Below are 20,806 nucleotides of genomic sequence, written 5' to 3'. Positions count from 1 at the left end.
AGGGACACAGCGAGGAAAGGATTTCCAAGATGGACACTCCGACACAGGTAGCCGTCATCACCGGCGCCTCGCAGGGGATCGGCGCGGGCCTGGTGCAGGGCTATCGCAACCTGGGCTATGCGGTCGTCGCGAACTCCCGCACCATCGGTGCGAGTGATGACCCACTGGTACTCACCGTCGCCGGCGATATCGCCGATCCTGGCGTCGGACAGCGCGTCATCGACGCGGCGCTACAGCGCTTCGGTCGCGTCGACACACTGGTGAACAACGCCGGCATCTTCATCTCCAAGCCGTTCACCGACTACACCGACGCCGACTACGACGCGATCACGGGAGTGAACCTGCGCGGCTTCTTCGAGATGACTCGAGCCGCAGTGGTGGCGATGGATGCCGGCGGACACATCGTCAACATCTCCACGAGCCTGGTCGATCAGGCCAATTCCCAGGTGCCTTCGGCGCTGGCGTCGCTGACGAAGGGCGGCCTCAACGCCGCGATCAGAGCCCTGGCCATCGAGTACGCCGGCCGAGGCATCCGGTTCAACACGGTCGCCCTTGGTGTCATCGGCACCCCGATGCACGACCCGTCCACCTATGAGGCGCTCGCGCAGCTGCACCCCATGGGCCGGATCGGTGAGGTCGACGATGTGGTCGGCGCGGTGTTGTATCTGGAGCGGGCAGGATTCGTCACCGGTGAGATCCTCCATGTGGACGGAGGGCAAAGTGCCGGGCACTAGCGATTCCGAGGACTCCGCGGTGATCCTGCGCGGCGTGCTGGATCAGTGGAAACACGGAATCGACACACACGACCCAGAATCGGTTGCCGCGGTGTTCACCGCCGATGCCATCTTTCAGGGACTACGGCCGTTCAGCGTCGGACCGCACGGGGTGTTCGCCTACTACGACTCCCAGCCTGCGGGCATGACGGTGGAGTATCGGATCCTGGAATCCCGTCGCCTCGCCGACGACGCAGCGCTGGGCTACCTGGCTGCGACATTCGCGTTCCGGGATCGGGATCCTGTCGAGCTGCGCCTCGGTGTCGTCGTCACCCGCGTCGGCGACGGCTGGCGGATCGCCCACTACCAGGCCAGCCCCGCGCCGGATTAGCGGCCGAGCCGGATCTGGAGTCCGTGAGATCGGAGTTGTTCGAAGCTGTAGCTGAATTCGCCTCGGTGGCCCACGGATACGACGTAGCGGTCCTGGCCCTCGGTGATGGGGAAGGTGAAGGAGAACGTGCACGTTGCGCTATCCCCGGTCCCCGGGCCCAACGATGTCGAAGTGAGGATCTCACCCTTGCCGTTCTTCACGGTCACCGGAGTTGTGCGGCCGACGTCGGCGTACCCGTTCGTTCCGTGGCACGTTTTACCGTCCGCTTCGATCGAACCCATGCCCAGACTGTCGGTGAGGACGAAAACCCCGGAGATTTTGGCTGATTCGAGAATGCGGAAACCTTGGTTGAATTGCGGACAGAACACGTCGACCGCGATCTTGTCGGCCAGCAGACCCTGTTGCGGCCCGCCATGTTCCAGCTGCGCGCATACGTCATGCCCATGGGCCACGGCATTGGCCTGCGAATTGAATTGGTTCATCAGCCCGGCGGTTTCGAGTGCCTGCACGTAATCGATTTCCGGCGGCGGCGCCGGTCGGTGCCGGGCCCACAGCAGTACACCGATGACGGCGGCGACCATGACGATCACTGCGGTCGTCACCCCGGTCGCCAGCCACGTCATGCGAATGCCGGACCGGGCGGCCGGCACCTCGACATAGGCGGGCAGCATCTGACCACCGGTGGGGTCGCTGGATTCGGCCCTTCCGTTGCGCACGCGCTGGGTAGGCCGGCCCGCGACGTAATACCGTCCCTCGTGGCGGGCGGACGGGTCCGGGCGCCATCCGGTCAGTGCGATGGGCGTTGTCACGCCTCCGCAGCGCGCGCAGGTTCCAGTGCCGTCGAGGTCAGCCCCGCAATAGGGGCAGGCCGTCGGCGCTCCGGTCATGGCTCACCCCAACCGCCGTACGCTCGCTTCCGCTGGACAGCCGAATCGTATCGGCGTGTATCGCCCCGGTGTACGCGCGTTAGTGTGCTTTGGTCGGTGTCAGCGAACCGCCGACAGAAAAGTTGAGCAATTTATGACCGCACCAGCAAGTACGTCGCCGCTTGAAGCGCGGGTCGGCCATTACTACCAGATGGACGGCACCTACCTCGTCGGCCGCGAAAAGCTGCGCGAGTACGCCCGCGCGGTGCAGGATTACCACCCCGCGCACTGGGACGTCGCCGCCGCCGCGGAGCTGGGCTACTCGGACGTGATCGCGCCGCTGACGTTCACCTCCGCGCCCGGCATGCAATGCAATCGCCGCATGTTCGAAGAGATCGTCGTCGGCTACGACACCTATCTGCAGACCGAAGAAGTTTTCGAGCAGCACCGCCCGATCGTGGCCGGTGACGAACTGACCATCGACGTCGAGCTGACCGCGGTCCGCCGGACCGCGGGCCGAGACTTCATCACCGTCACGAACACCTTCACCGACGCTGACGGCGAGCGGGTACACACCCTGCACACCACGGTGGTCGGCGTGACCGCTGAGGACATCGACGCCGGGGTCAAGGCGGCCGTGCAGAAGGCGATGATGCACGACATGAACATCCTCGACATTCCGGACGCCGATGGCGCATACGAGAAAGAGGTGCGGCCAGCCGGAGAGATCCGGATCTCCGAGGGCGGGTTGACCCGCACACCGGGGACGCCGTCGTTCGACGATGTGAAGGCCGGAGACGAGCTGACGGTGCACCACACCCGCCTGGCCCGAGGCGATTTGGTGAACTACGCCGGCGTCGCCGGTGACGCCAACCCGATTCACTGGGACGAGGGCATCGCCAAGCTGGCCGGGCTGCCGGATGTGATCGCCCACGGAATGCTCACCATGGGTCTGGGTGCCGGTTTCCACTCCACCTGGTCGGGTGACCCGGGTGCAGTTACCCGCTTCGCGGTGCGACTGTCCCAGCCTGCCATCGTGTCGGCCAAAGACGGCGCGGACATCGAGTTCAGCGGCAAGATCAAATCGCTTGACCCGGAAACCCGTTCGGGTGTCGTGCTCGTCGGGGCCAAGTCCGATGGCCGCAAGATCTTCGGGCTAGCGACGATGAGCGTGCGGTTCCGCTGACAGCCAGCGTCCGATCCCCTGCGGATCGGCGACGTGGTCGGGATCCACTCTGCGCATCGCCGCATTGACCGCCACCGCAGCATCGCAGGTGGCTGGATCCTGAATCACGACGCGTCCCCCGGCCGCTTTGACAATCGCGCAGCCCTCGGCACCGTCCTCGCTGGCGCACGAAAGTAAAACGGCCGTCACCGAATTGGCGAGTGTGGCTGCGCTTGCGAACAGCACGTCAAGCGAGGGTCGCGAGCACAGAACTGGTGCATCCAACGTCAGGTGCGCGCGCACACCGGGACCGGTGTCGTATTGCTCGATAGGAGTCTGCGGCCGCCCCGACCGGCGGCGCTCATTGCCCACCACCAAGTGGTAGCCGGCCGGGGCCAGCGTCACTGCACCCGACGGGCATGCCCACGGACTGGTGCTCGGTTCGTGAATCGGAATCCCGGTGAATCCCTGCAGCACTAGTGCGAGCCCGCCGTATTGGGGCGCGCGGTGCAAGACCACAACGGCCACCCTGTTGCCGATGTCGTTGAGCGTCTCGAAGATGCCCCGCAACGCGCCTATTCCACCGGCGCTGCCGCCGATGACGATGACATCAGGGCCGGGCATGCTGGTTTTGGCTCTTGGCGTAGACGCCCAGCCGACGGTCCAGTGGCTTGAACAGTCGTGTGCCGTCACCGGTGAGGCCTTCGCGTGGACCGATGACGAGATTGCCGAACGGCGCCAGGCTGTCCCAGAAGACCCGCTCAACTCTGTGTTGAAGTGTCTCCTCGAAATAGATAAAGACGTTTCGGCACATGATCAGGTGAAACTCGCCAAATGCGCTGTCGGTGGCGAGGTTATGCGAAAAGAACTCCAGTCGTGATCGCAGCGTCGGGCTGAGAATGCAGCGGTCGTATTTCGCGATGTACCAGTCCGAGAACGGTCTTTCCCCGCCGCTGGCCTGGTAGTTACGGGTGGCGCCGACCATCGCATCCGCCGGGTAGATCGCCGACGCGGCGGCCCGCAACGAGTCGCTGTCGATATCGGTGGCGTAGATCGTCGTCCGATCCAGCAGGCCGGCCTCGTCCAGCAGGATCGCCATGGAATACGCTTCCTCGCCGGTAGCACAGCCCGCGATCCAGATCCGGATGCTCGGATAGGTGGCCAGTCTGGGCAGCAATTCTGTTCGAATCTTCGCGAACACCAACGGGTCCCGGAACATCTCGGTGACGTTAACCGTCATCGTCGCCAGAAAGGACGACAGCAACGCCGGGTCGCGAAGGACCCGGCCTTGCGCTTCGGAGATGGTGCCCAGTGAATGCTTCCCGACGAAAGCCGTCAGCCTTCTGTTTCGCGAAGCGTCGGAGTAATGGCGAAAGTCGTAGCCGAGATGCTCGAACACTGTGTAGAAGAACGCTTCCGCCTCGATCGCAGTGAGTTCCTGGGATCGATTCGCGTCTGGCATTTCCGCGGGATTACTCACTGTTGCTTGACGATTTCCGCTCTGTCCGTGGCCGGCTGGCCAGCCACACCCGGAGCACCGATGTGAGTTGGTCCATGTCGACAGGCTTGGTGACATAGTCCGATGCGCCTGCGTCCAAGCACTTCTGGCGGTCGCCCTTCATGGCTTTCGCGGTGAGCGCGACGACGGGAAGGCTGCGCCAGCGGACCTCGGCCCTGATCCGGCGCATCGCCTCGTAGCCGTCCATGACGGGCATCATGATGTCCATCAACACCAGCCCGATCTCAGGATGGGCGGCGAGTGCGTCGAGCCCTTCTTGCCCATTGCTGGCAGGTATCACCTTGATGCCGTACCGCTTCAACGCGCTGCCGAGCGAGAATACGTTCCGGACGTCGTCGTCGACGAGCAGAACTGTATTGCCCTCCAGGGATTCGTCGATACGCCTTGGGTTGGAGAGGATTTCGCGCGCCGAATCGGGCATGTCGTTGGCGACGCGATGAAGAAACAGGGCGGTCTCATCCAGCAGTCGCTCGGGCGATTTGGCGTTCTTCAACACGATCGCGGACGCCAGGGCCTCGAGGCGCTGCGTTTCCGCTGCGGTCAACTCTCGTCCGGTGTGCACGATCACGGGGAGGCTCTTCTCCTGGAGCTGAACCTTGATCTGTTCGATGAGATCGATCCCGTCGATATCGGGCAACCCGAGATCGAGAACCAGACAGTCGTAGGAGGTTGTTCCCGCGAGCTCGGCCAACACCTGCTGACCGGTACCGACACACGTGATCGCAATATCGTCGCTCTCGATCATGTGCTTGACGACCTGACGCTGGCTGGCGTCGTCTTCGGCAACCAGCACGTGCCGCGGTCCCGGCTTCAGGAAATCGGCGACGGCCGTGAACATCGAACGCAGCGCGGTGATATCGGCGGGCTTGCTCAGGGTGTGGATGGCACCCATCCGGCGCCCGCGTCCGTCGTCGTTCGAGCCTGAGATGAGATTGACCGGGATGTGACGCGTGGCGAGGTCATGCTTGAGGACGTCGAGAACAACCCAGCCGGCCATGTCCGGTAGGCCGATGTCCAAGGTGATGGCGGCGGGCTTGCGTTTCTTCGCCAGCGCGAGGGCCATTCGGCCGCTTTCGGTGACGACCGCATCGAACCCGGCTTCCTTGGCAAGCTCGGCCAACATCGCCGCAAAGGTGGGGTCGTCCTCGACCACCAACAGAACGGGTTTGGTTCCCTCGGGCCAGCTGACGGCGGAAACATCCACATCCTCAAAGCGCCCCAGAGCGCTCCGGTCTTCCGCGGAGGGCGCGCCGTTGGACCGGACGGCCGCCGGTGCGGCGGCGGGGATTTCGGATTGCGCAGCGTCGCCGGCCGGCATGGCATCGACCGGCAGATAGCAGGTGAACGTCGATCCTTGTCCCAGCGCGCTGCGCAGCGTGATCTCGCCGCCGAGATTGCGCGCCAGCTCTCGGCTGATCGCCAACCCGAGACCGGTACCCCCGTACCGCCTTGTCGTTCCTCGCGCGGCCTGCTGGAACGACTCGAAGATCAGATGGTGATCCTTCGGGTCGACACCGATGCCGGTGTCGACGACCGCCAGCGACACAAACCCGTTGCCCGGCTTGCCTTCCGTGTCGCCGGCTCCGGACAGCTCCACGGTCACCGATCCGTTGTCGGTGAACTTGATCGCGTTGGCCACCAGATTCTTCGCGATCTGTTTCACCCGCGTGTAATCACTCGTGAGTTGCCCTGGCGTGTCCGCACCCACCACAACTCGATACGTCACACCCTTGTGCTCCGCGATCGGGCGGAACGTCCGCTCCAGGAAATCGACCAGCTCGCCCACCTCGATCACCTCCCGCTCGAGGTGCAGCGATCCAGATTCGACCTTGGCGAGATCGAGAACCTCGTCGATGAGATTCAGCAGATCCTTGCCGGATTGTTGGATCGTTTCCGCGAATTCCTGCTGCTTGTCGTTGAGCGGTTCGTCTGATTCAGACAGGAGGCCGGCCAGGATCAAGATGCTGTTCAGCGGGGTACGCAGTTCGTGTGACATGTTCGCCAGGAACTCCGACTTGTACCGGGACGACACCGCCAGTTCCTCAGCCTTGGTTTCGAGAGTCTGACTGAGACGGTGCAGTTCGGAGTTCTTGCCCTCGAGGGTCTGGGCCTGCGTCTCGAGTCGCTCCGAAGTGGCCCGCAGCTCTTCCTGCTGCGAGCGCAGTTCCTCGGTGGTCTCCTCCAGCTCGGCGTTCTGTGAGGACAACTGATCTTCGCGTTGTATCAGCTGCTCGTTGGCGGTCCGCAGCTCTTCTTCCTGAGCCTGCAGTTCCTCTGTCTGCGCCTGCGATAGCTTCAGCAACTCGCGCGTCTTCTGCGTCGCCTCGATGGCGCTGATGGTCACCCCGGCGCCGAGGGCGATGCTCTCCAGGAGCTCGATGTCGTCATCTGAGAACAGCCGAAGCCCAGCGAGTTCCAAGACGCCGAGTACTTCTGACTCGAACTTGATGGGGATCAAAATCAGCGACACCGGCTCGGTCTTGCCCAATCCGGACACGATCTCGACGTAATCACCAGGTGCACCGGTGACCTCGATCCTGTTGCCTTCCAGCGCGCATTGGCCGACCAGACCGTCTCCGAGCCCGAAGGAAGTGGGGATGTCTTTGCGACGGTGGAACGCATACGAGGCGGTCAGGGCGAACCGGTCGTCGTCGGACTGCCGTAGATACAGTGCCCCGTGTTGGGCGCCAACGGCCTCGGCGGTACGCGTGACGATCGTCGCGCAGGCCGTCGCCGGGTCGATGGCTCCCTGCACCTCGGTCAACAGGTGAGCCTGAATCTCCTTGGAACGGCGTGCTTTTTCGCTCAGGATGGCCTGGTCGGCGAGGCTCGCGTTTGCGACGTTCATATTGCTGCGCATGGTTTCCGCCGCGGCGGCGAGCCCGGCGATCTCCCGCGGTCCAAGGCTGCGAATCGGTCTATCGTAGGCGCCCGCGGCGACCGCGGTCACGTCACTCTGCACACTGTTGACCGGCCGGGTCAGCAGCCTCCGCGACAGCCAAATAGTGGCACCCACGACAGCAAACATCAGGGCGGAGGCTATGCCTTGGGCCCAATTTGCGATGAGCTGCGCGGAATTCACCTGAGCCAGCTGGGCATCGATCAGCTGACCGGCACGGGCCTGCAGGGCCGACAGTTGCGTCCGCAACGCGTCGAACAGGTCCTTGCCCATCCCCGTCATCGAATCGAGCTGAGCCGGCGCGACGGGACCAGCGCGACGGGCCCTGATCTCGGGTTCGGCGGCTTGGGCGGCCCAGTCCGCGGCGGCAGCGACCACCGCGCTCAGTAGCTGGTTTCCTTCGACATCGCCGGCTAAATGCGTACGCAAGTTGGCGACCAGCCGATCGGCTTCGGCTCTGCCTTGGTTGTAAGGATCGAGAAATGATGGGTTGCCGGTGAGCATGAAACCCCGCAAGCCAGTCTCCTGGTCCACATACGCCCGACTCAACGCCGAAACGTCGTCCTGCGCAGGCAGCACCCTCCCGCTGAGTTCATGCACGGAATCCGCCACCGAAAAGCGTGCGGCGAGAAAGATCGACATAGAGGCGACGAAGACGAGAGTGATGGTGCCCACGCACGCCCAAACCAGCTGTCGAAGCGACATCCTCGAGGCCTTCTCAGTGCCCGTCATCTCAGTACCGGTCATCCATCCTCATTCTCGCGTGCGCTAAAGTTGGCTACATTCGCGGCCAGGTCTGCCGCCTCGACCGGATGCGCATACCAGAAGCCCTGCTGCAGAACACATCCCGCTTCCCGAAGCCAATCGGCCTGTTCTTGATTTTCGACACCTTCGGCAATTAAATCGACCTGCATGCAGGCGGCCAGGGCGATCTGGCTGCGCACCAGTCGTTGCACCCGCTGGTCGTCGTGAACCTGGGCGACGAATGTGCGATCGATCTTCAACCAGTCGACGGGAATGTGCAGCAAATTGGTCATGCTCGCGTGATCTATGCCGAAATCGTCTATCGCCAAGTTGAATCCGATGCTCCGAGCCCTGCGCAGTGCCAGACGCGCAGCGGCGGGATCACCATAGAATGTGAGCTCGGCCAGTTCCAGACAGATGCTTTCCGGAAGTATCTGATTGGCGCGCTGAACTCCGATCAGGTCATCGAGAAAGCTGCCTTCGGCTACGTGATCCGGCGCGAGGTTCACATGCAGTTTCAGGTCGCTTCTACCCAGCGCTGCGTAGTCTTCGAAGCTACGTGCCAATATCCAGCGGCTCAGCTGACCGATCTGCCCGGCGCTCTCGGCCAAGGTGATGATCTCCTCCGCGGGCATCTCCTCACCACCGACCCGCCAACGGACCAGTGCTTCAAGACCGAAAAGCGCTCCAGTGGCTGAATTTACGATCGGCTGGTAAGCCACGCGGAACTCCGATCGCGCGATCGCACCGGGCACCTCCGCTCGTAGATCGATCTTCCCCTTATGTCGTGACCCGATCAGATCGGTGTAGAGCACGCATTCGTCCAGTCGATTCTTCTTCGCTTCGAACATGGCCATATCGGCCTGCGACAGCAGCTCCTCGGGCGTGTGCGCGCTCGCGCCAAGTCCGGCAATACCCATACTCAGCGACGGGGTCAGGGTCACGTTATTACAGCGCACGGGCTGTTCCTGAACCGCCTCCAGGATTTCGTTACCGGCCGAAACCGCAGCGGTCATCGACGGCACATCGTCGAGCAGAACGATGAACTCGTCGCCGCCGATGCGACAGACCAGGTCGTCGCTGCGCGCCGCCGACCGAAGCCGCGCGGCCACCTCGACAAGCAGCTCGTCCCCGGTGTCGTGACCATAGGTGTCATTGACCGACTTGAACCTGTTGATGTCCAGGTACAGCAGGGCGGTCAAGATCCCCCGATCCTTCTGGCGGGAAAGGTCGGCGAGGCGCTCGTTCAGTTGTCGCCGATTGGCCAGATCGGTAAGGGGGTCGTGGCTGGCGAGGTGGCTGATCACCAGCTGGGCCTGTTTGATCTCGGTCAAGTCGTGGACGACGACCGCGACGTGCCGATCGGCTGCGTCGCCGGCCGGCGACAAGGTGATCAGGACGTCAACGGGGCGGCGGGCGTTGGCGGCAAACGCCATCTCCAGCGAGACTTCCTGGTGCATCGCCAGAGTGCCGTCCAAGTGTTCGCGCAACCGGTCTCGGTCGGTGTCGACGGCAAGCTCCACGATGGAGCGGCCGATCAACGTGTCGGAATGGCCACTGAACAGCGCGGTGGCGGCCTTGTTGCAGCTGCGGATGGCACCCGAGGCATCGACAGCGAGGATCGCGTCGGCAGTGGCCTGCATGACGGCGGCGTATTCAGCCTGGACCCGGTAGAGCACGGCATTGGAAATCGCCAGCGCAGCTGTCACTGCTACACCTCGGAACAGTGCGAATTCAACCTCCGAGAAGGCCCTGCCATCGGTTCGCCCGACACAGAGGAAGCCGACGTGCTGACCTCGGGCCGTCAACTGGCCGACCATGACCTGCCCACGTGACCTCAGCCCTTGGACCCCGTCGACCAGCTGCCCGACAAGCCACGTCTGCGGCAGTTCCGGAATCCCACCCGACTCCGGGTGTGAGAACGAATCGTGCCAACCGTCGTCGGTAACCGGCAGGCGGAGCAAGCAATCAGCCGCGAACATCTGGCTCAGCTCAGTGACGATCGTCTTCTCCAAGGACGCCAGATCGAGGCTGTCCTCGGCGAAGATGTTGGCCAGCCTCTCCCGCCGACGGGTGAGGGCCAGCTCCTCCCGTTGCCGGATCTCGGCGGAGCGCGCAACCTGCAGCTGTTGTTCGTGGAGGCTTGCCGCCTCGATGCGCAGGCGGGCAAAAGACTGGTCCAGCTCCAGCAGCGCCTTGACTTTCGCGTACAGCACCCGACGGGAAACCGGCTTGAGCAAGAAGTCGACCGCGCCCAGGTCATAGCCTCGGTGCAGGTCCTTGTCGTCCGCCTGACCGGTGAGAAAGATGATCGGCGTCGACGTGTGCTCGCCCGCGCCTCGGATCAGCTGCGCAGTCTCGAACCCGTCCATCCCCGGCATGTTGATGTCCATGACGATCACGGACACCTTGCCCTGCAGCAGCGCGGTGAGCGCTTCTTCCCCGGAACCGGCCTGGAGGATCTCGCGGTCCAGCGGGGTCAGCACCGTGCACAGCAGGTCACGAAGACGCGCGTCGTCGTCGACCACCAGAACCGTCTGTTGGTGCTGGGTTGCCATCGGTGCCGCCATGTCGCCATCCGTCAGCAGAGGCACCAATGACCCCTCCCGCGCAACGTCCGGAACAAGCACCGGCTCCCCACCCCCACGTCTTCCCCTAAACAATCGTCCCCAGTGTGCGCTCAGTCAGCCCCTGGCACGACACCGATGGAGAAGTTCAGTGAGTCGGCAACCCACGGACCAAGGCCGCACCTACGTCACTCCTGCCCGTGTTTGACGTGCACGACGGGCGTGCCTTCCTCCGCGAGTGTCTCCTCTTCGATGCGCATCGTCAGCTGCTCACGGAAGCCCTTGGTGAGGTAGACGAGCACCAGGATCCCGATCGCCAGCCAGATCCCGCCGTACAGGAGCGCGTCGAAATGCAGGTTGACCCACAGCACGCCGGTAAGGAACATCCCGATCGCCGGCAGCACGATGTTGGTGACGATCTCCTTCGGTGTGCGACGCCGCTTCAACCGGAAGGCGAAGTACACGATGATGGTCAGGTTCACCACGGTGAAGGCGATGAGCGCGCCGAAGTTGATCATCGACGACGCGAACTCGAGAGTGAACTTGACCGCGAGCAGCGACACGATGCCCACGATGATCACGGCGTGGGTCGGAGTGAGGAACCGCGGGTCGATGTGCGACAGGAACCGGCCGAATCGCCCCTTGCCGTTACGGCCCATCACATAGATCATCCGCGCCACGCTGGCATGTGAGGCGAGGCTCGACGCGATGACCGCGGCCAGGGCCGCCGAGACGAAGAAAACCTTGAACAGCATGCCGCCGACCTTCAGTGCCATCTCGGGCAGCGTGTCGTCGGTGGTCTCGAAGCCATCGAGGGTCGGGAACACCGACTGGCTGAACCAGGCAGCAGCGAAGAAGATGGCGCCACCGATGAACAACGCCAGCACGATGGCTCTGGGCACGACATCCGGCGATTTGGCCTCCTCGGCGTACATCGTGATCGCGTCGAAGCCGATGAACGAGAAGCACACAACCGTCGCGCCGGCGATCACCGCCTGCATCTCGACGCCCGCATGGACGAGCGGGTCGAGGGTGAAGATCGTGCCGTGGCCGACGCCCTTGCTCAGCGCCACCGATGCCAGGACCAAAAACGCCCCGATGAGCACCACCTGGAAGACCACAAGGATGCCGTTGACACGCGACGTGCCCTTCATGCTCAGGTAATTCAGGGCGGTGATGCCGCCGACGTAGACGACAACGAAAATCCACGACGGCGCGCCAGGAAAGAAGGATTCGAAATAGATGCGCGCAATGACGGCGTTCACCATCGGCAGGAGCAGATAGTCCAGCAGCGAGGACCATCCGATGACGAAGCCGAAGTTCGGATGGATCGTCTCCGACGCGTAGGTGTACGCCGACCCGGCTGACGGATAGACGCGGGTCATCCGGCCGTAACTGATCGCGGTGAACACCATCGCGACCAGGGCGACGATGTAGGCCAGTGGCACCACACCATTCGTCTCCCCCGAGACGATCCCGAAGGTGTCGAAGACGGTCATGGGGGTCATATATCCCAGACCCAGGCCGACGATGGCCCACAGACCCAGGGACCTCGACAGGTGCGACTTGGGCGGGGATGTGCTCGCAGACATGGGTTTACCCTTCCTGACGGGGAACGACCACGAGTGGGACGTGCAAGACCCGGAGCATCTTCGCCGCCGTCGAGCCGAGGAACAGCCGCCTCGGCTGAGCCAGTCGGCTGGAGCCAACCATGATCAGATCCCCGTCGCGCCAATCGAGTTTCTCCACCGCGGCCTCCACCGTGGCGCCGTCGGCGACCATCACGGAGACCGGAAATCCCTCGGCCAGCGACGACTTGGCGGTCGCCAGGGTTGCGGCGGCGTGGTCGAGCGCCTGTTGCCGAATCGTCTCCGGACCGGCCTGATTGCGCGACCCGTACTCGTCCTGCGGGACAAGGGACACCAGCCGCAACGGTGTTCCCGCCGCGGTGCTGACGCGCACCGCCATGTCGAGGAGATGCTCGGCGCCCGGGCGCATCCCGACCGCACAGGTGACGCTGCGGATTCGTTCGACGTCCGAGTGCCGGATGCCGCGCGGTGCAACGACGACGGGGACCGGCGCCGAGTGCAAGAGTTCGTTGACGACCGAGCCCAGCGAGAATCCACCGGCCAGGCCACCACCGGCCCCGCCGACTACGATCGCCGCCGCGGCCAACCGCTCGGCTTCGGCGCTGATGCCCTCGGCGAAGGATTCGTGGAAGCTCACATGGGTGTGCGCGGTGATGCCCTCGGGCACGGTCTCCAGCGCTTCGTCGAGCCACTGTTCGGCTTGGTCGCCGAGCTCACCCTGGTACTCCATGTTGAGCGGAATGGGAACGGGAAGCACCGCGCAGATGTCCAGTTCGGCGTCGAACGTTCTGGCCAGACGGACACCCAGCGCCAGAGCGTCGGCGCCGCCGGGGGTGGCCAGATAACCAATGAGCAGTCTCACTGGGTCAAATTAGCTGAAGTCCGGCCTTTATTCAGAGGATTGACACCTACACGGTCGTCGCATCCCGAACAGTATGTGCTGCAGTGCGTTTGGCCGATGACGCGCGCAACACCGCGACAACGACTGCTACAACGCTGAGCACGATCATCGGCGTGGTGATACCGACGGCAGGCTCGATCGTGACCAGCAGCACGGGCAGGCCGAAGCCCAGATAGGTGACGGCCCAGAAAATGCCGGTCAGCGTTCCGCGCAGCCGGGGCGGCGACAGGGTCTCCACATCGACCAGGCCTTGCCGTAGGCACAGGCCGTACGCGACACCCAGCACGAGCGCGACGGCCACGAAGGCGGCAAGTGGGGGTGTCGCCCCGGCAGCGGCGACCGTGCCATATCCGATTGCCGCGGCCAGCGCGCCCGCTGCACCGGAGCGCGGGCCCCATCCCCGCCGCCGCGCAACCATCTGAATGAGAACACCTGACGTCAGCGTCAACGCCGCGGCGCTCCCGGGTAGCAGCGGCCCGTTGAAGCGATAGTGCATCCGCTCGACCATCGTCACCATGGCCACCGTCGCGCTGGCGAAGACCCACACCGCCAGCGGCAGCGCCGCGCCGAGTGCCGCCACCACGCCCTGCCCGCTGCCGGCGTCGGCGGGAACCACCCGCTCCGACGTGGCGCGGCCGGAACCGCCAGATGGGCGGGCCAGCACCACGCCAGCCAGTACGGCAGCGACCGATAAGCCGACCGAGACCGCGAACGGCGCATCGACCGGGGCCGCCGAAAACTGTGCGAGGAGCGCGGAAACAACCGGGCCACAACCAAATCCGGCGCTGAGTGACACACCGGCGAGCACCGATCCCGACCCGCCACCGATATCGGCGCTCCACGCGGTGCCTGCGCTCATCGCCACCCCGACACCCGCTCCGACGATGAGCCGGCCGATGAAGATTCCCATCTCGTCGTGCCAGCACAACAGCGCGAGGTTCCCCACCCCCGCGACGGCGGCACCCGTCAGCAGCAGCGGCCGGCGACCCCACCGATCGGACAATGTTCCGCCACCCAGCAGACCGGGCAGCAATCCGACTGCGTAGATACCGAACGCGCCGTCAAGTGCGGTGCGGCCCAATCCTTCGCTCCGAGCCAGCACCGGTAGCAGCGCCGTGAAGTGGTTGGCGGCCCACCCGGTTGCGAACAGCACCGCCAGTACCGCAGGCAACAAGGCCCGCGCTGGTGTCGACGGCTGGATGTGCGCTCGCCCCATCAGTCATTGCCTCCCCGTCGTCGAAAGTTGCTACCCGCGCAACACTCCTATCGACCCTGGCATTCCAGTGCAGATTGGCTGGCGGTGGGGTCTACTAGTGGTTATGCGGTTCGAGGGGGACGGCGAGCCTCTCTCAGACGACGGGCCAGAGATCCCCGTCGAACTGGTCCGTACCCTCTTGAGCCTGCTGCGGACTCGCCTCGGCCTCGACACCGCGTGGCTGTCCTCCTTCAGCGATGGCATGCAAACGATGGAGGTGCTCGACGGCGACACCGAACCGGTGAATCTTTCGGCGGGTGACCGCGCCTCGCTATCGGATTCGTACTGCGTTCGCGTTATCGACGGACGGCTGCCCGCGATCATCCCGGACACGGCGGCCAATCAGACGACCGCCGCAATGCCGGTCACCGGCGAATGGAATCTCGGCGCCTACGTCGGCGTGCCGGTGCTCAGCCCGAACGGCGCGACGATCGGGATGGTGTGCGCGGTCAGCCGAGAGGCCAAGCCGTACCTCGCCGATATCGACCTGCGAGTCGTCAAGCAAGTCGCCGAACTCATTGGGACACTGATCGAATCGCCGGACAAGGGGCCGGACGCCACTGCCGCCCAGCGCGCAGTAGTCCGAAAGGTGGTGTACGAACGCGACTTCGAGGTGGTGTTCCAACCTGTCCACGACGTGACGTCCGGCAAGGTGATGGGCGTGGAGGCGCTGGCACGCTTTCCCCACGCCCCCTTCCGCCCCGATGCCTTTCTGGCACAGGCGGCGTTGCTCGGCCTGGGGATCGAACTGGAGACCGCCATTCTGGACCGGGTCATGTCCATGGTGCCGCGGTTGCCCAACGAGGTGTTCGTGGCAGTGAATATCTCACCGGGAGCGGCGTTGGTGGCGCCGTGGGTCCAGATACTCGCCGACGTCGACCCGTCGCGAATTGTGCTGGAACTCACCGAACATTCTGCTGTGCTGGATTACGGAGAGCTCGAGGAAGCACTGGAGCCGTGCCGGTCACGGGGCGTCCGGATCGCGGTCGATGACGTCGGCGCCGGCTTCTCCTCGTTCTCGCATGTACTTGAGTTGAGCCCCGAGTTCGTCAAGATCGACCAGTCCATCACTCGACACATCGACGTTGACGACGCCCGGCGACGGCTGGCGCACGCTATCGCCGAGCTCGCCGGACAGATGGGCGCGACGGTGATCGCCGAAGGTGTTGAGAGCCAAGGCGAGCTCGACACTGTCGCCGCCGTCGGCATCACCGCGGTGCAAGGTTTTTACCTCAGTCGGCCACGGCCCGTCGGTCATGGGTTTGAGCCTGCCGAGGCTACCGCTGCGCCAGCGGATCTGCTTCGCACCGAAGTCGACCTCCTGGGCGAGCGGCGATTTGAACTGGCACTTGCCCATTCGCCGATCGGTATGGCTGTCGTCGGTTTGGACGGCGCGTTCCTGCGCACCAATCGGGCCCTGCGCGCGATGCTCGGGTACAGCAAATGGGAGCTGGCGGAACTCACTTTTCAGGAGATCACCCACCCAGACGATCTGGACGCCGATGTGTCCCTGCTCACCGATTGTCTGGAGGGACGCCGGCGTTCGTACCGCATCGACAAGCGCTACATCGCCGCGGACGGACGCATTGTATGGGGCGCCCTGACCGTGGTGATCGTGCATGCCCCACGAGATTCGCCGCGCTACTTCGTATCTCAAATCGTGGATGTGACCGCCGACCGCATCCGGGAGGCCGATCTGGCTCGCCAAGCCGCCACCGATCCACTCACCGCGATCGCCAACCGATCGGCCGGCTGGGGCCGTCTCGAACGGCTTGAAGCCAGTGAAGCGGGTTACGGGGTGTTGTTCTGCGACATCGAGCGATTCAAAGCCGTCAACGATCAGCACGGCCACCGCGCCGGTGACCGGTTGTTGGTGGAGGTGGCCTGTCGCCTGCGCGACGCTGTCGGAGACGACGACATGGTCGCCCGCTGGGGTGGCGACGAATTCCTGGTGATCACCCATTCCGCCGACGAGCCGGAGTTGGCACGGCTGGCCGACCGGATCACCGAGGATCTGGACCGCAAACCGGTCACGCTCGGTGACGGCACCCAGGTCGCAGTCGGATTGACGATCGGCTGCGCAGCCCACCGCCCTGGCGATGGACGTTCGATCGACACCGTGCTCGACCACGCGGACCACGCCGTGTACGAGAAGCGCCAGCGTCGGAGCACTTCTTGAGCGATTTCGGCGCGCTTTCGTTCGCTCAGCGGCGGTTTGCGCGCCGAAATCGCAGAACCTGTCGGGTTCCTGTGAGGTCCGGGAAGAATACTTAGATCAGGTAGCGTTTTAGGGGAGAACGCCCACCGATCGAAGGAGCGACCACGTGAATCTCGGCCCGTGGGGTGACCTCACCATCCTCGCCGCTGTCATGGCGATCGTCTTTGGCAGCTGTGTCTTCGTGTACATCACCCGACTGGAGCGACGGACCTCCCACCCGATGGGTGACCAGGTGGGCGCCCACAAGGCGGTGCTGGCCAAGGTCCGCAAGCGTGAGCCGTTGACGCGAGACGAATTCGACTACGCCTCCGAACTGGTCGCCGATGCGCGATCCCCGTTGGCCTACGGGATCCCCGCAGCGCTGTTCACCATGGGGTTCTTCTACGTGGTCGGCTGCCTGTTCATGCTGCATCTCGACGGCGGTCACCCGTCGTTTCGGACCTTCATCGGTGGCATCCCGATGCTGACCTCGATGAACATGGCGGTTCAGCTACGCAAGGTCGCGGGGATGAAGCGCAAGCTGCAGGACATTCCGGTACTGGAGCCCGAGTCGACCGATGAACTCATTACCGTTGGTAGCGCCTGACTTTCGTCACTTCCGCGATTTGGCTATCGCGTCGTCGTCGTCCCACAGCAGGAGCTGACGGACCGATTGCCGTGTCCCATAGGGCTGCAGCATCCGGCTGGCGGGGCGGGGTCGCACCTTCAGCGGCCACCAGAACCAACGGCCGAGCAGGGCCGCGACCGACGGGGTCATGAACGACCGGACGATCAGCGTGTCGAACAGCAGACCGAGCGCGATCGTCGTGCCGATCTGACCGAGGATCCGCAAGTCGGCGAAGATGAACGACGCCATCGTCGCGGCGAACACCAAGCCGGCCGCCGTCACCACGGCACCCGAGCCGGCCATCGACCGGATGATGCCGGTGTTCAGCCCAGCGTCGATCTCCTCCTTGAACCGCGAGATCAACAACAGGTTGTAGTCCGACCCCACCGCCAACAGCAGGATGATGGCCAGTGCCAACACGATCCAGAACAGGTGGATCCCAAAGATGTCCTGCCAGATCAACACGGACAGGCCGAACGACGCACCCAACGACAGCGCCACGGTGCCCACGATGACGAAGGCGGCGACGATGCTTCGGGTGATGAACATCATCACGAGCAGGATCAGGCTCAGCGCCGCGATCCCGGCGATCATCAGGTCGTATTTGGCGCCGTCCTGGATGTCCTTGTAGGTGGCCGCGGTGCCGGCGATGAAGATCTTGGACCCCGCCAGCGGCGTGCCTTTGACCGCTTCCTGGGCGGCGTTGCGGATCGAGTCGATATGCGAAATGCCTTCGGGTGTAGCGGGATCGCCGTCGTGGGTGATGATCATCCTGGCGGCCTTGCCATCCGGTGACATGAACAGCCGCATGCCACGCTGGAATTCGGGGTTGGTGAACGCCTCCGGCGGGAGATAGAACGTGTCGTCGGTTTTCGAGGCGTCATAGGCCTGGCCCAGGGCAGTCGAGTTCTGCAGTGCCGCCTGCGACTGGTCGTTGATGCCCGAGTTGGTGGCGTAGTTAGTCAGGGTCAGGTCGCGGTTGGTCTGCTGACTATCGATCTGCGGCGGGATCAGCGCCAGCAGCTTCGGTTGCAGCGCATCGAGTTTCGCGATACTGCCCGCGACGTTGCCGAGCTGGTCGGTCAGCGCGTCAATGCCATCGAGTGCATCGAAAAGCGAGCGCACCGCCGCACAGACCGGGATGTCGTAACAGTGCGGCTCCCAATAGAAGTAGCTGCGCAGCGGCCGGAAGAAGTCATCGAAGTTGGCGATCTTGTTGCGCAGGTCCTGCGCGGTCGTGACGGTGTCCTGGAAGGCCTTGGTCTGCTCGTCGGTGACTTCCCCGGACTGCTGCTGCAATGCGTACTGCTGGCGCAGGATGTCGATCGAGTTGTTGATCACGTCCACCTGCTTGAGCAAGTCAGCGCTGCGGGCCTGCTGGAACGGCAGGCTGTTGATCTGCCCGAGGCTGCCGGCGCTGACCTGGAACGGTATCGACGTGTGGTCCAGGGGCGTGCCCAGCGGGCGGGTGATCGCTTGCACCTGTGCGATGCCCGGGGTGTGGAAGACCGCTTTGGCGACCCGCTCGAGCAGGATCATGTCGGTGGAATTGCGCAGATCGTGGTCGGCTTCGATCATCAGCAGTTCGGGATTGAGCCGGGCCTGCGTGAAGTGGCGTTCGGCGGCGGTGTAGCCGACGTTCGCCGGCGCGTCTGCCGGCATGTATCCGCGGGCGTCGTAACTGGTCTTGTAGTTCGGCAGGGCGATCAGACCGATGAGGGCGATGCCGACCGTCACCACGAGGATGGGGCCGGGCCAGCGCACGATGGCGGTGCCGATGCGTCGCCAACCCTGGGTGCGCATCGGGCGGGCGGGTTCGAACAGGCCGAAGTGGCGACCGATGACCAGCAGGGCCGGCGCCAGGGTCAGTGCCGCAATCACGGCGATCATCACACCGATGCCGGCCGGCACGCCCAGGCTGTTGAAATAGGGCAGCCGGGTGAACATCAGACACAACACCGCGCCGGCGATCGTCAGGCCCGAGCCCAGGATGATGTGCGCGGTGCCGTGATACATCGAGTTGTATGCCGAGAGCCGGTCCTGCCCGGCGTACCGGGCCTCGTGGAAACGGCCGAGAAGGAATATCGCATAGTCGGTTCCGGCGGCGATCACCAAGAGCGTGAGCAGATTGGTCGAGTACGTCGACAACTCGATGATGCCGGCGTTGGCGAGCACGGCGACCGATCCGCGGGACGCGGTCAGCTCGATCATCACGGTGAAGATGACGAAGAAGACCGTGGTGAGGCGGCGATAGAGCCAGAACAGCATCACCGCGATCACCCCGAGGGTGATCAGCGTGGTTTTCAGGGTGCCGTGGCGGCCGACCTCGAACTGATCGGTGACAAGGGGCGCGGCGCCGGTGACGTACGCGCGGAGGCCCGGCGGCGGCGGGCTGTTGTTGACGATGTCGCGCACCGAGTCGACGGACTCGTTGGCCAGCGACTCACCCTGGTTGCCGGCGAGGTACAGCTGCACCAGCGCAGCCTTGCCGTCGGCGCTCTGCGAGCCGGCCGCGGTGAGCGGATCTCCCCAGAAGTTCTGGATGTGCTGGACGTGTGTGGTGTCCTGCTCGAGCTTCTTGATCAGGCCGTCGTAGTAGTGGTGGGCGTCGGCGCCGAGCGGCTGGTCGCCTTCCAGGACGATCATCGCTGAGCTGTCGGAGTCGAACTCGCCGAACACCTTGCCGATCCGTTTGGCGGCCACCAGCGACGGCGAATCCTGCGGGCTCAGTGACACATTGTGCTTTTCGGCGACGGTCTCCAGCTGCGGCACGAAGACGTTCGTGACCACGGCCAGGCCCAGCCAGAACAGCGCGATGACCACCGAGAACCGCCGGATGAAGTCCGGGATCCGGTGGCTCATCCGGACTTGTCCAGGCAGTACGTGAAGGCGTTCAGGGTGTTCACGGTTCGCTCGTCTTTGACGGCGTCGTCGATCTTGATCCGGCAGCCGATCGAGTCACTGTCGCCCTGGGCGGAGATGTTGACGAAGACCGCAGGCTGGGTGGTGGTGGTGTCGTAGGCCCAGGGCAGGGTGACGTTGTCGGCGCGCTGCGGTTGGGCGTTGACGTCGGTATAGGTGATCGTCGCCACCGTGCCCGGCGGCCCGAAGACCTCCATGACCACGCGCTTGGGGTTGAACGGAACGATGTCGTTGCCGGCGCCGCTCGGCGTGGATGTGACGTCCTGGGAGCCGAAGATGCCATGCAGGCGATACACCGCGAAGCCGGCCACCGCGACGACAACCACCGCGACCAACAGCATCCAGCGCTTGCCCAATCGGCGTCCGATCGAAACCCGCTGCATCCGTGACCCTTTCATGAGCGGCGACAGGCGCTGACGGCGACGAAACTTCTATAGGGCGGCTAATCAA

The 20,806-nt window shown here is 64.2% G+C and carries 15 protein-coding genes; 5 read left to right on the top strand and 10 right to left on the bottom strand.

Features of this window, described 5'->3' with window-relative positions:
* The first annotated feature begins 29 nt into the window (after positions 1 to 29).
* Positions 30 to 734, top strand: a complete 705-nt coding sequence (locus tag SLQ31_RS01140; protein ID WP_319428908.1) for an SDR family oxidoreductase — start codon at positions 30 to 32, stop codon at positions 732 to 734.
* A complete protein-coding gene (locus SLQ31_RS01135) occupies positions 721 to 1,104 on the top strand; it encodes an SgcJ/EcaC family oxidoreductase (protein ID WP_319428906.1) in 384 nt (127 codons plus the stop codon). The genes SLQ31_RS01140 and SLQ31_RS01135 overlap by 14 nt, the downstream gene beginning before the upstream one ends.
* Here the strand turns inward: SLQ31_RS01135 and SLQ31_RS01130 are convergent.
* A complete protein-coding gene (locus SLQ31_RS01130; RefSeq protein WP_413641492.1) occupies positions 1,101 to 1,991 on the bottom strand; it encodes a DUF732 domain-containing protein in 891 nt (296 codons plus the stop codon). The genes SLQ31_RS01135 and SLQ31_RS01130 overlap by 4 nt on opposite strands.
* A 133-nt stretch (positions 1,992 to 2,124) precedes the next feature.
* Between SLQ31_RS01130 and SLQ31_RS01125 the strand changes: the two genes are divergently transcribed.
* The gene (locus SLQ31_RS01125; RefSeq protein WP_319428903.1) at positions 2,125 to 3,156 is read left to right on the top strand and encodes a fused (3R)-hydroxyacyl-ACP dehydratase subunits HadA/HadB; all 1,032 of its coding nucleotides are present in this window, start codon (positions 2,125 to 2,127) and stop codon (positions 3,154 to 3,156) included.
* Here SLQ31_RS01125 and SLQ31_RS01120 read toward each other — a convergent pair.
* From SLQ31_RS01120 to SLQ31_RS01090, 7 genes are all read right to left on the bottom strand, one after another.
* Complete coding sequence (locus SLQ31_RS01120) at positions 3,127 to 3,759, bottom strand: chemotaxis protein CheB (protein ID WP_319428901.1); 633 nt, start codon at positions 3,757 to 3,759, stop codon at positions 3,127 to 3,129. The two genes, SLQ31_RS01125 and SLQ31_RS01120, sit on opposite strands and share 30 nt — an antisense overlap.
* On the bottom strand, positions 3,746 to 4,597 hold the full coding sequence (locus SLQ31_RS01115) for a protein-glutamate O-methyltransferase CheR (RefSeq protein ID WP_319428899.1): 852 nt from the start codon (positions 4,595 to 4,597) through the stop codon (positions 3,746 to 3,748). Before SLQ31_RS01115 ends, SLQ31_RS01120 begins: the two co-directional genes overlap by 14 nt.
* 10 nt (positions 4,598 to 4,607) lie before the next feature.
* Entirely contained in the window at positions 4,608 to 8,300 is a 3,693-nt protein-coding gene (locus tag SLQ31_RS01110) for a response regulator (RefSeq protein ID WP_319428897.1), read from the bottom strand.
* A complete protein-coding gene (locus tag SLQ31_RS01105; protein ID WP_319428895.1) occupies positions 8,297 to 10,891 on the bottom strand; it encodes an EAL domain-containing protein in 2,595 nt (864 codons plus the stop codon). Before SLQ31_RS01105 ends, SLQ31_RS01110 begins: the two co-directional genes overlap by 4 nt.
* Before the next feature lie 161 nt (positions 10,892 to 11,052).
* A complete protein-coding gene (locus SLQ31_RS01100) occupies positions 11,053 to 12,456 on the bottom strand; it encodes an APC family permease (protein WP_319428893.1) in 1,404 nt (467 codons plus the stop codon).
* 4 nt (positions 12,457 to 12,460) lie between these two features.
* Positions 12,461 to 13,315: a universal stress protein gene (locus SLQ31_RS01095; protein WP_319428891.1), complete on the bottom strand. Its 855-nt coding sequence runs from the start codon at positions 13,313 to 13,315 to the stop codon at positions 12,461 to 12,463.
* A 46-nt stretch (positions 13,316 to 13,361) separates the two neighbouring features.
* Complete coding sequence (locus SLQ31_RS01090; RefSeq protein WP_319428889.1) at positions 13,362 to 14,570, bottom strand: MFS transporter; 1,209 nt, start codon at positions 14,568 to 14,570, stop codon at positions 13,362 to 13,364.
* Positions 14,571 to 14,673: 103 nt separating this feature from the next.
* Here SLQ31_RS01090 and SLQ31_RS01085 point away from each other — a divergent pair, with 103 nt between their 5' ends.
* Both SLQ31_RS01085 and SLQ31_RS01080 read left to right on the top strand, forming a co-directional pair.
* Entirely contained in the window at positions 14,674 to 16,788 is a 2,115-nt protein-coding gene (locus SLQ31_RS01085; protein WP_319428887.1) for an EAL domain-containing protein, read from the top strand.
* Positions 16,789 to 16,933: 145 nt separating this feature from the next.
* A complete protein-coding gene (locus tag SLQ31_RS01080) occupies positions 16,934 to 17,413 on the top strand; it encodes a hypothetical protein (protein WP_319428885.1) in 480 nt (159 codons plus the stop codon).
* A gap of 6 nt (positions 17,414 to 17,419) precedes the next feature.
* On the opposite strand, the gene SLQ31_RS01075 is transcribed toward SLQ31_RS01080, so the two are convergent.
* Complete coding sequence (locus SLQ31_RS01075; RefSeq protein WP_319428883.1) at positions 17,420 to 20,296, bottom strand: MMPL family transporter; 2,877 nt, start codon at positions 20,294 to 20,296, stop codon at positions 17,420 to 17,422.
* Positions 20,293 to 20,739 carry an MmpS family transport accessory protein gene (locus tag SLQ31_RS01070; RefSeq protein ID WP_319428881.1) on the bottom strand — a complete coding sequence of 149 codons (447 nt, stop codon included), beginning with the start codon at positions 20,737 to 20,739 and terminating at the stop codon, positions 20,293 to 20,295. The genes SLQ31_RS01075 and SLQ31_RS01070 overlap by 4 nt, the downstream gene beginning before the upstream one ends.
* Positions 20,740 to 20,806 lie beyond the last annotated feature (67 nt).

Origin of the sequence: Mycobacterium sp. RTGN5, assembly GCF_033804465.1 — a bacterium.
Taxonomy (GTDB): Bacteria; Actinomycetota; Actinomycetes; order Mycobacteriales; family Mycobacteriaceae; genus Mycobacterium.
Note: the sequence above shows the minus strand (reverse complement) of the source record. Positions and strands in the feature narration are given on the sequence as shown.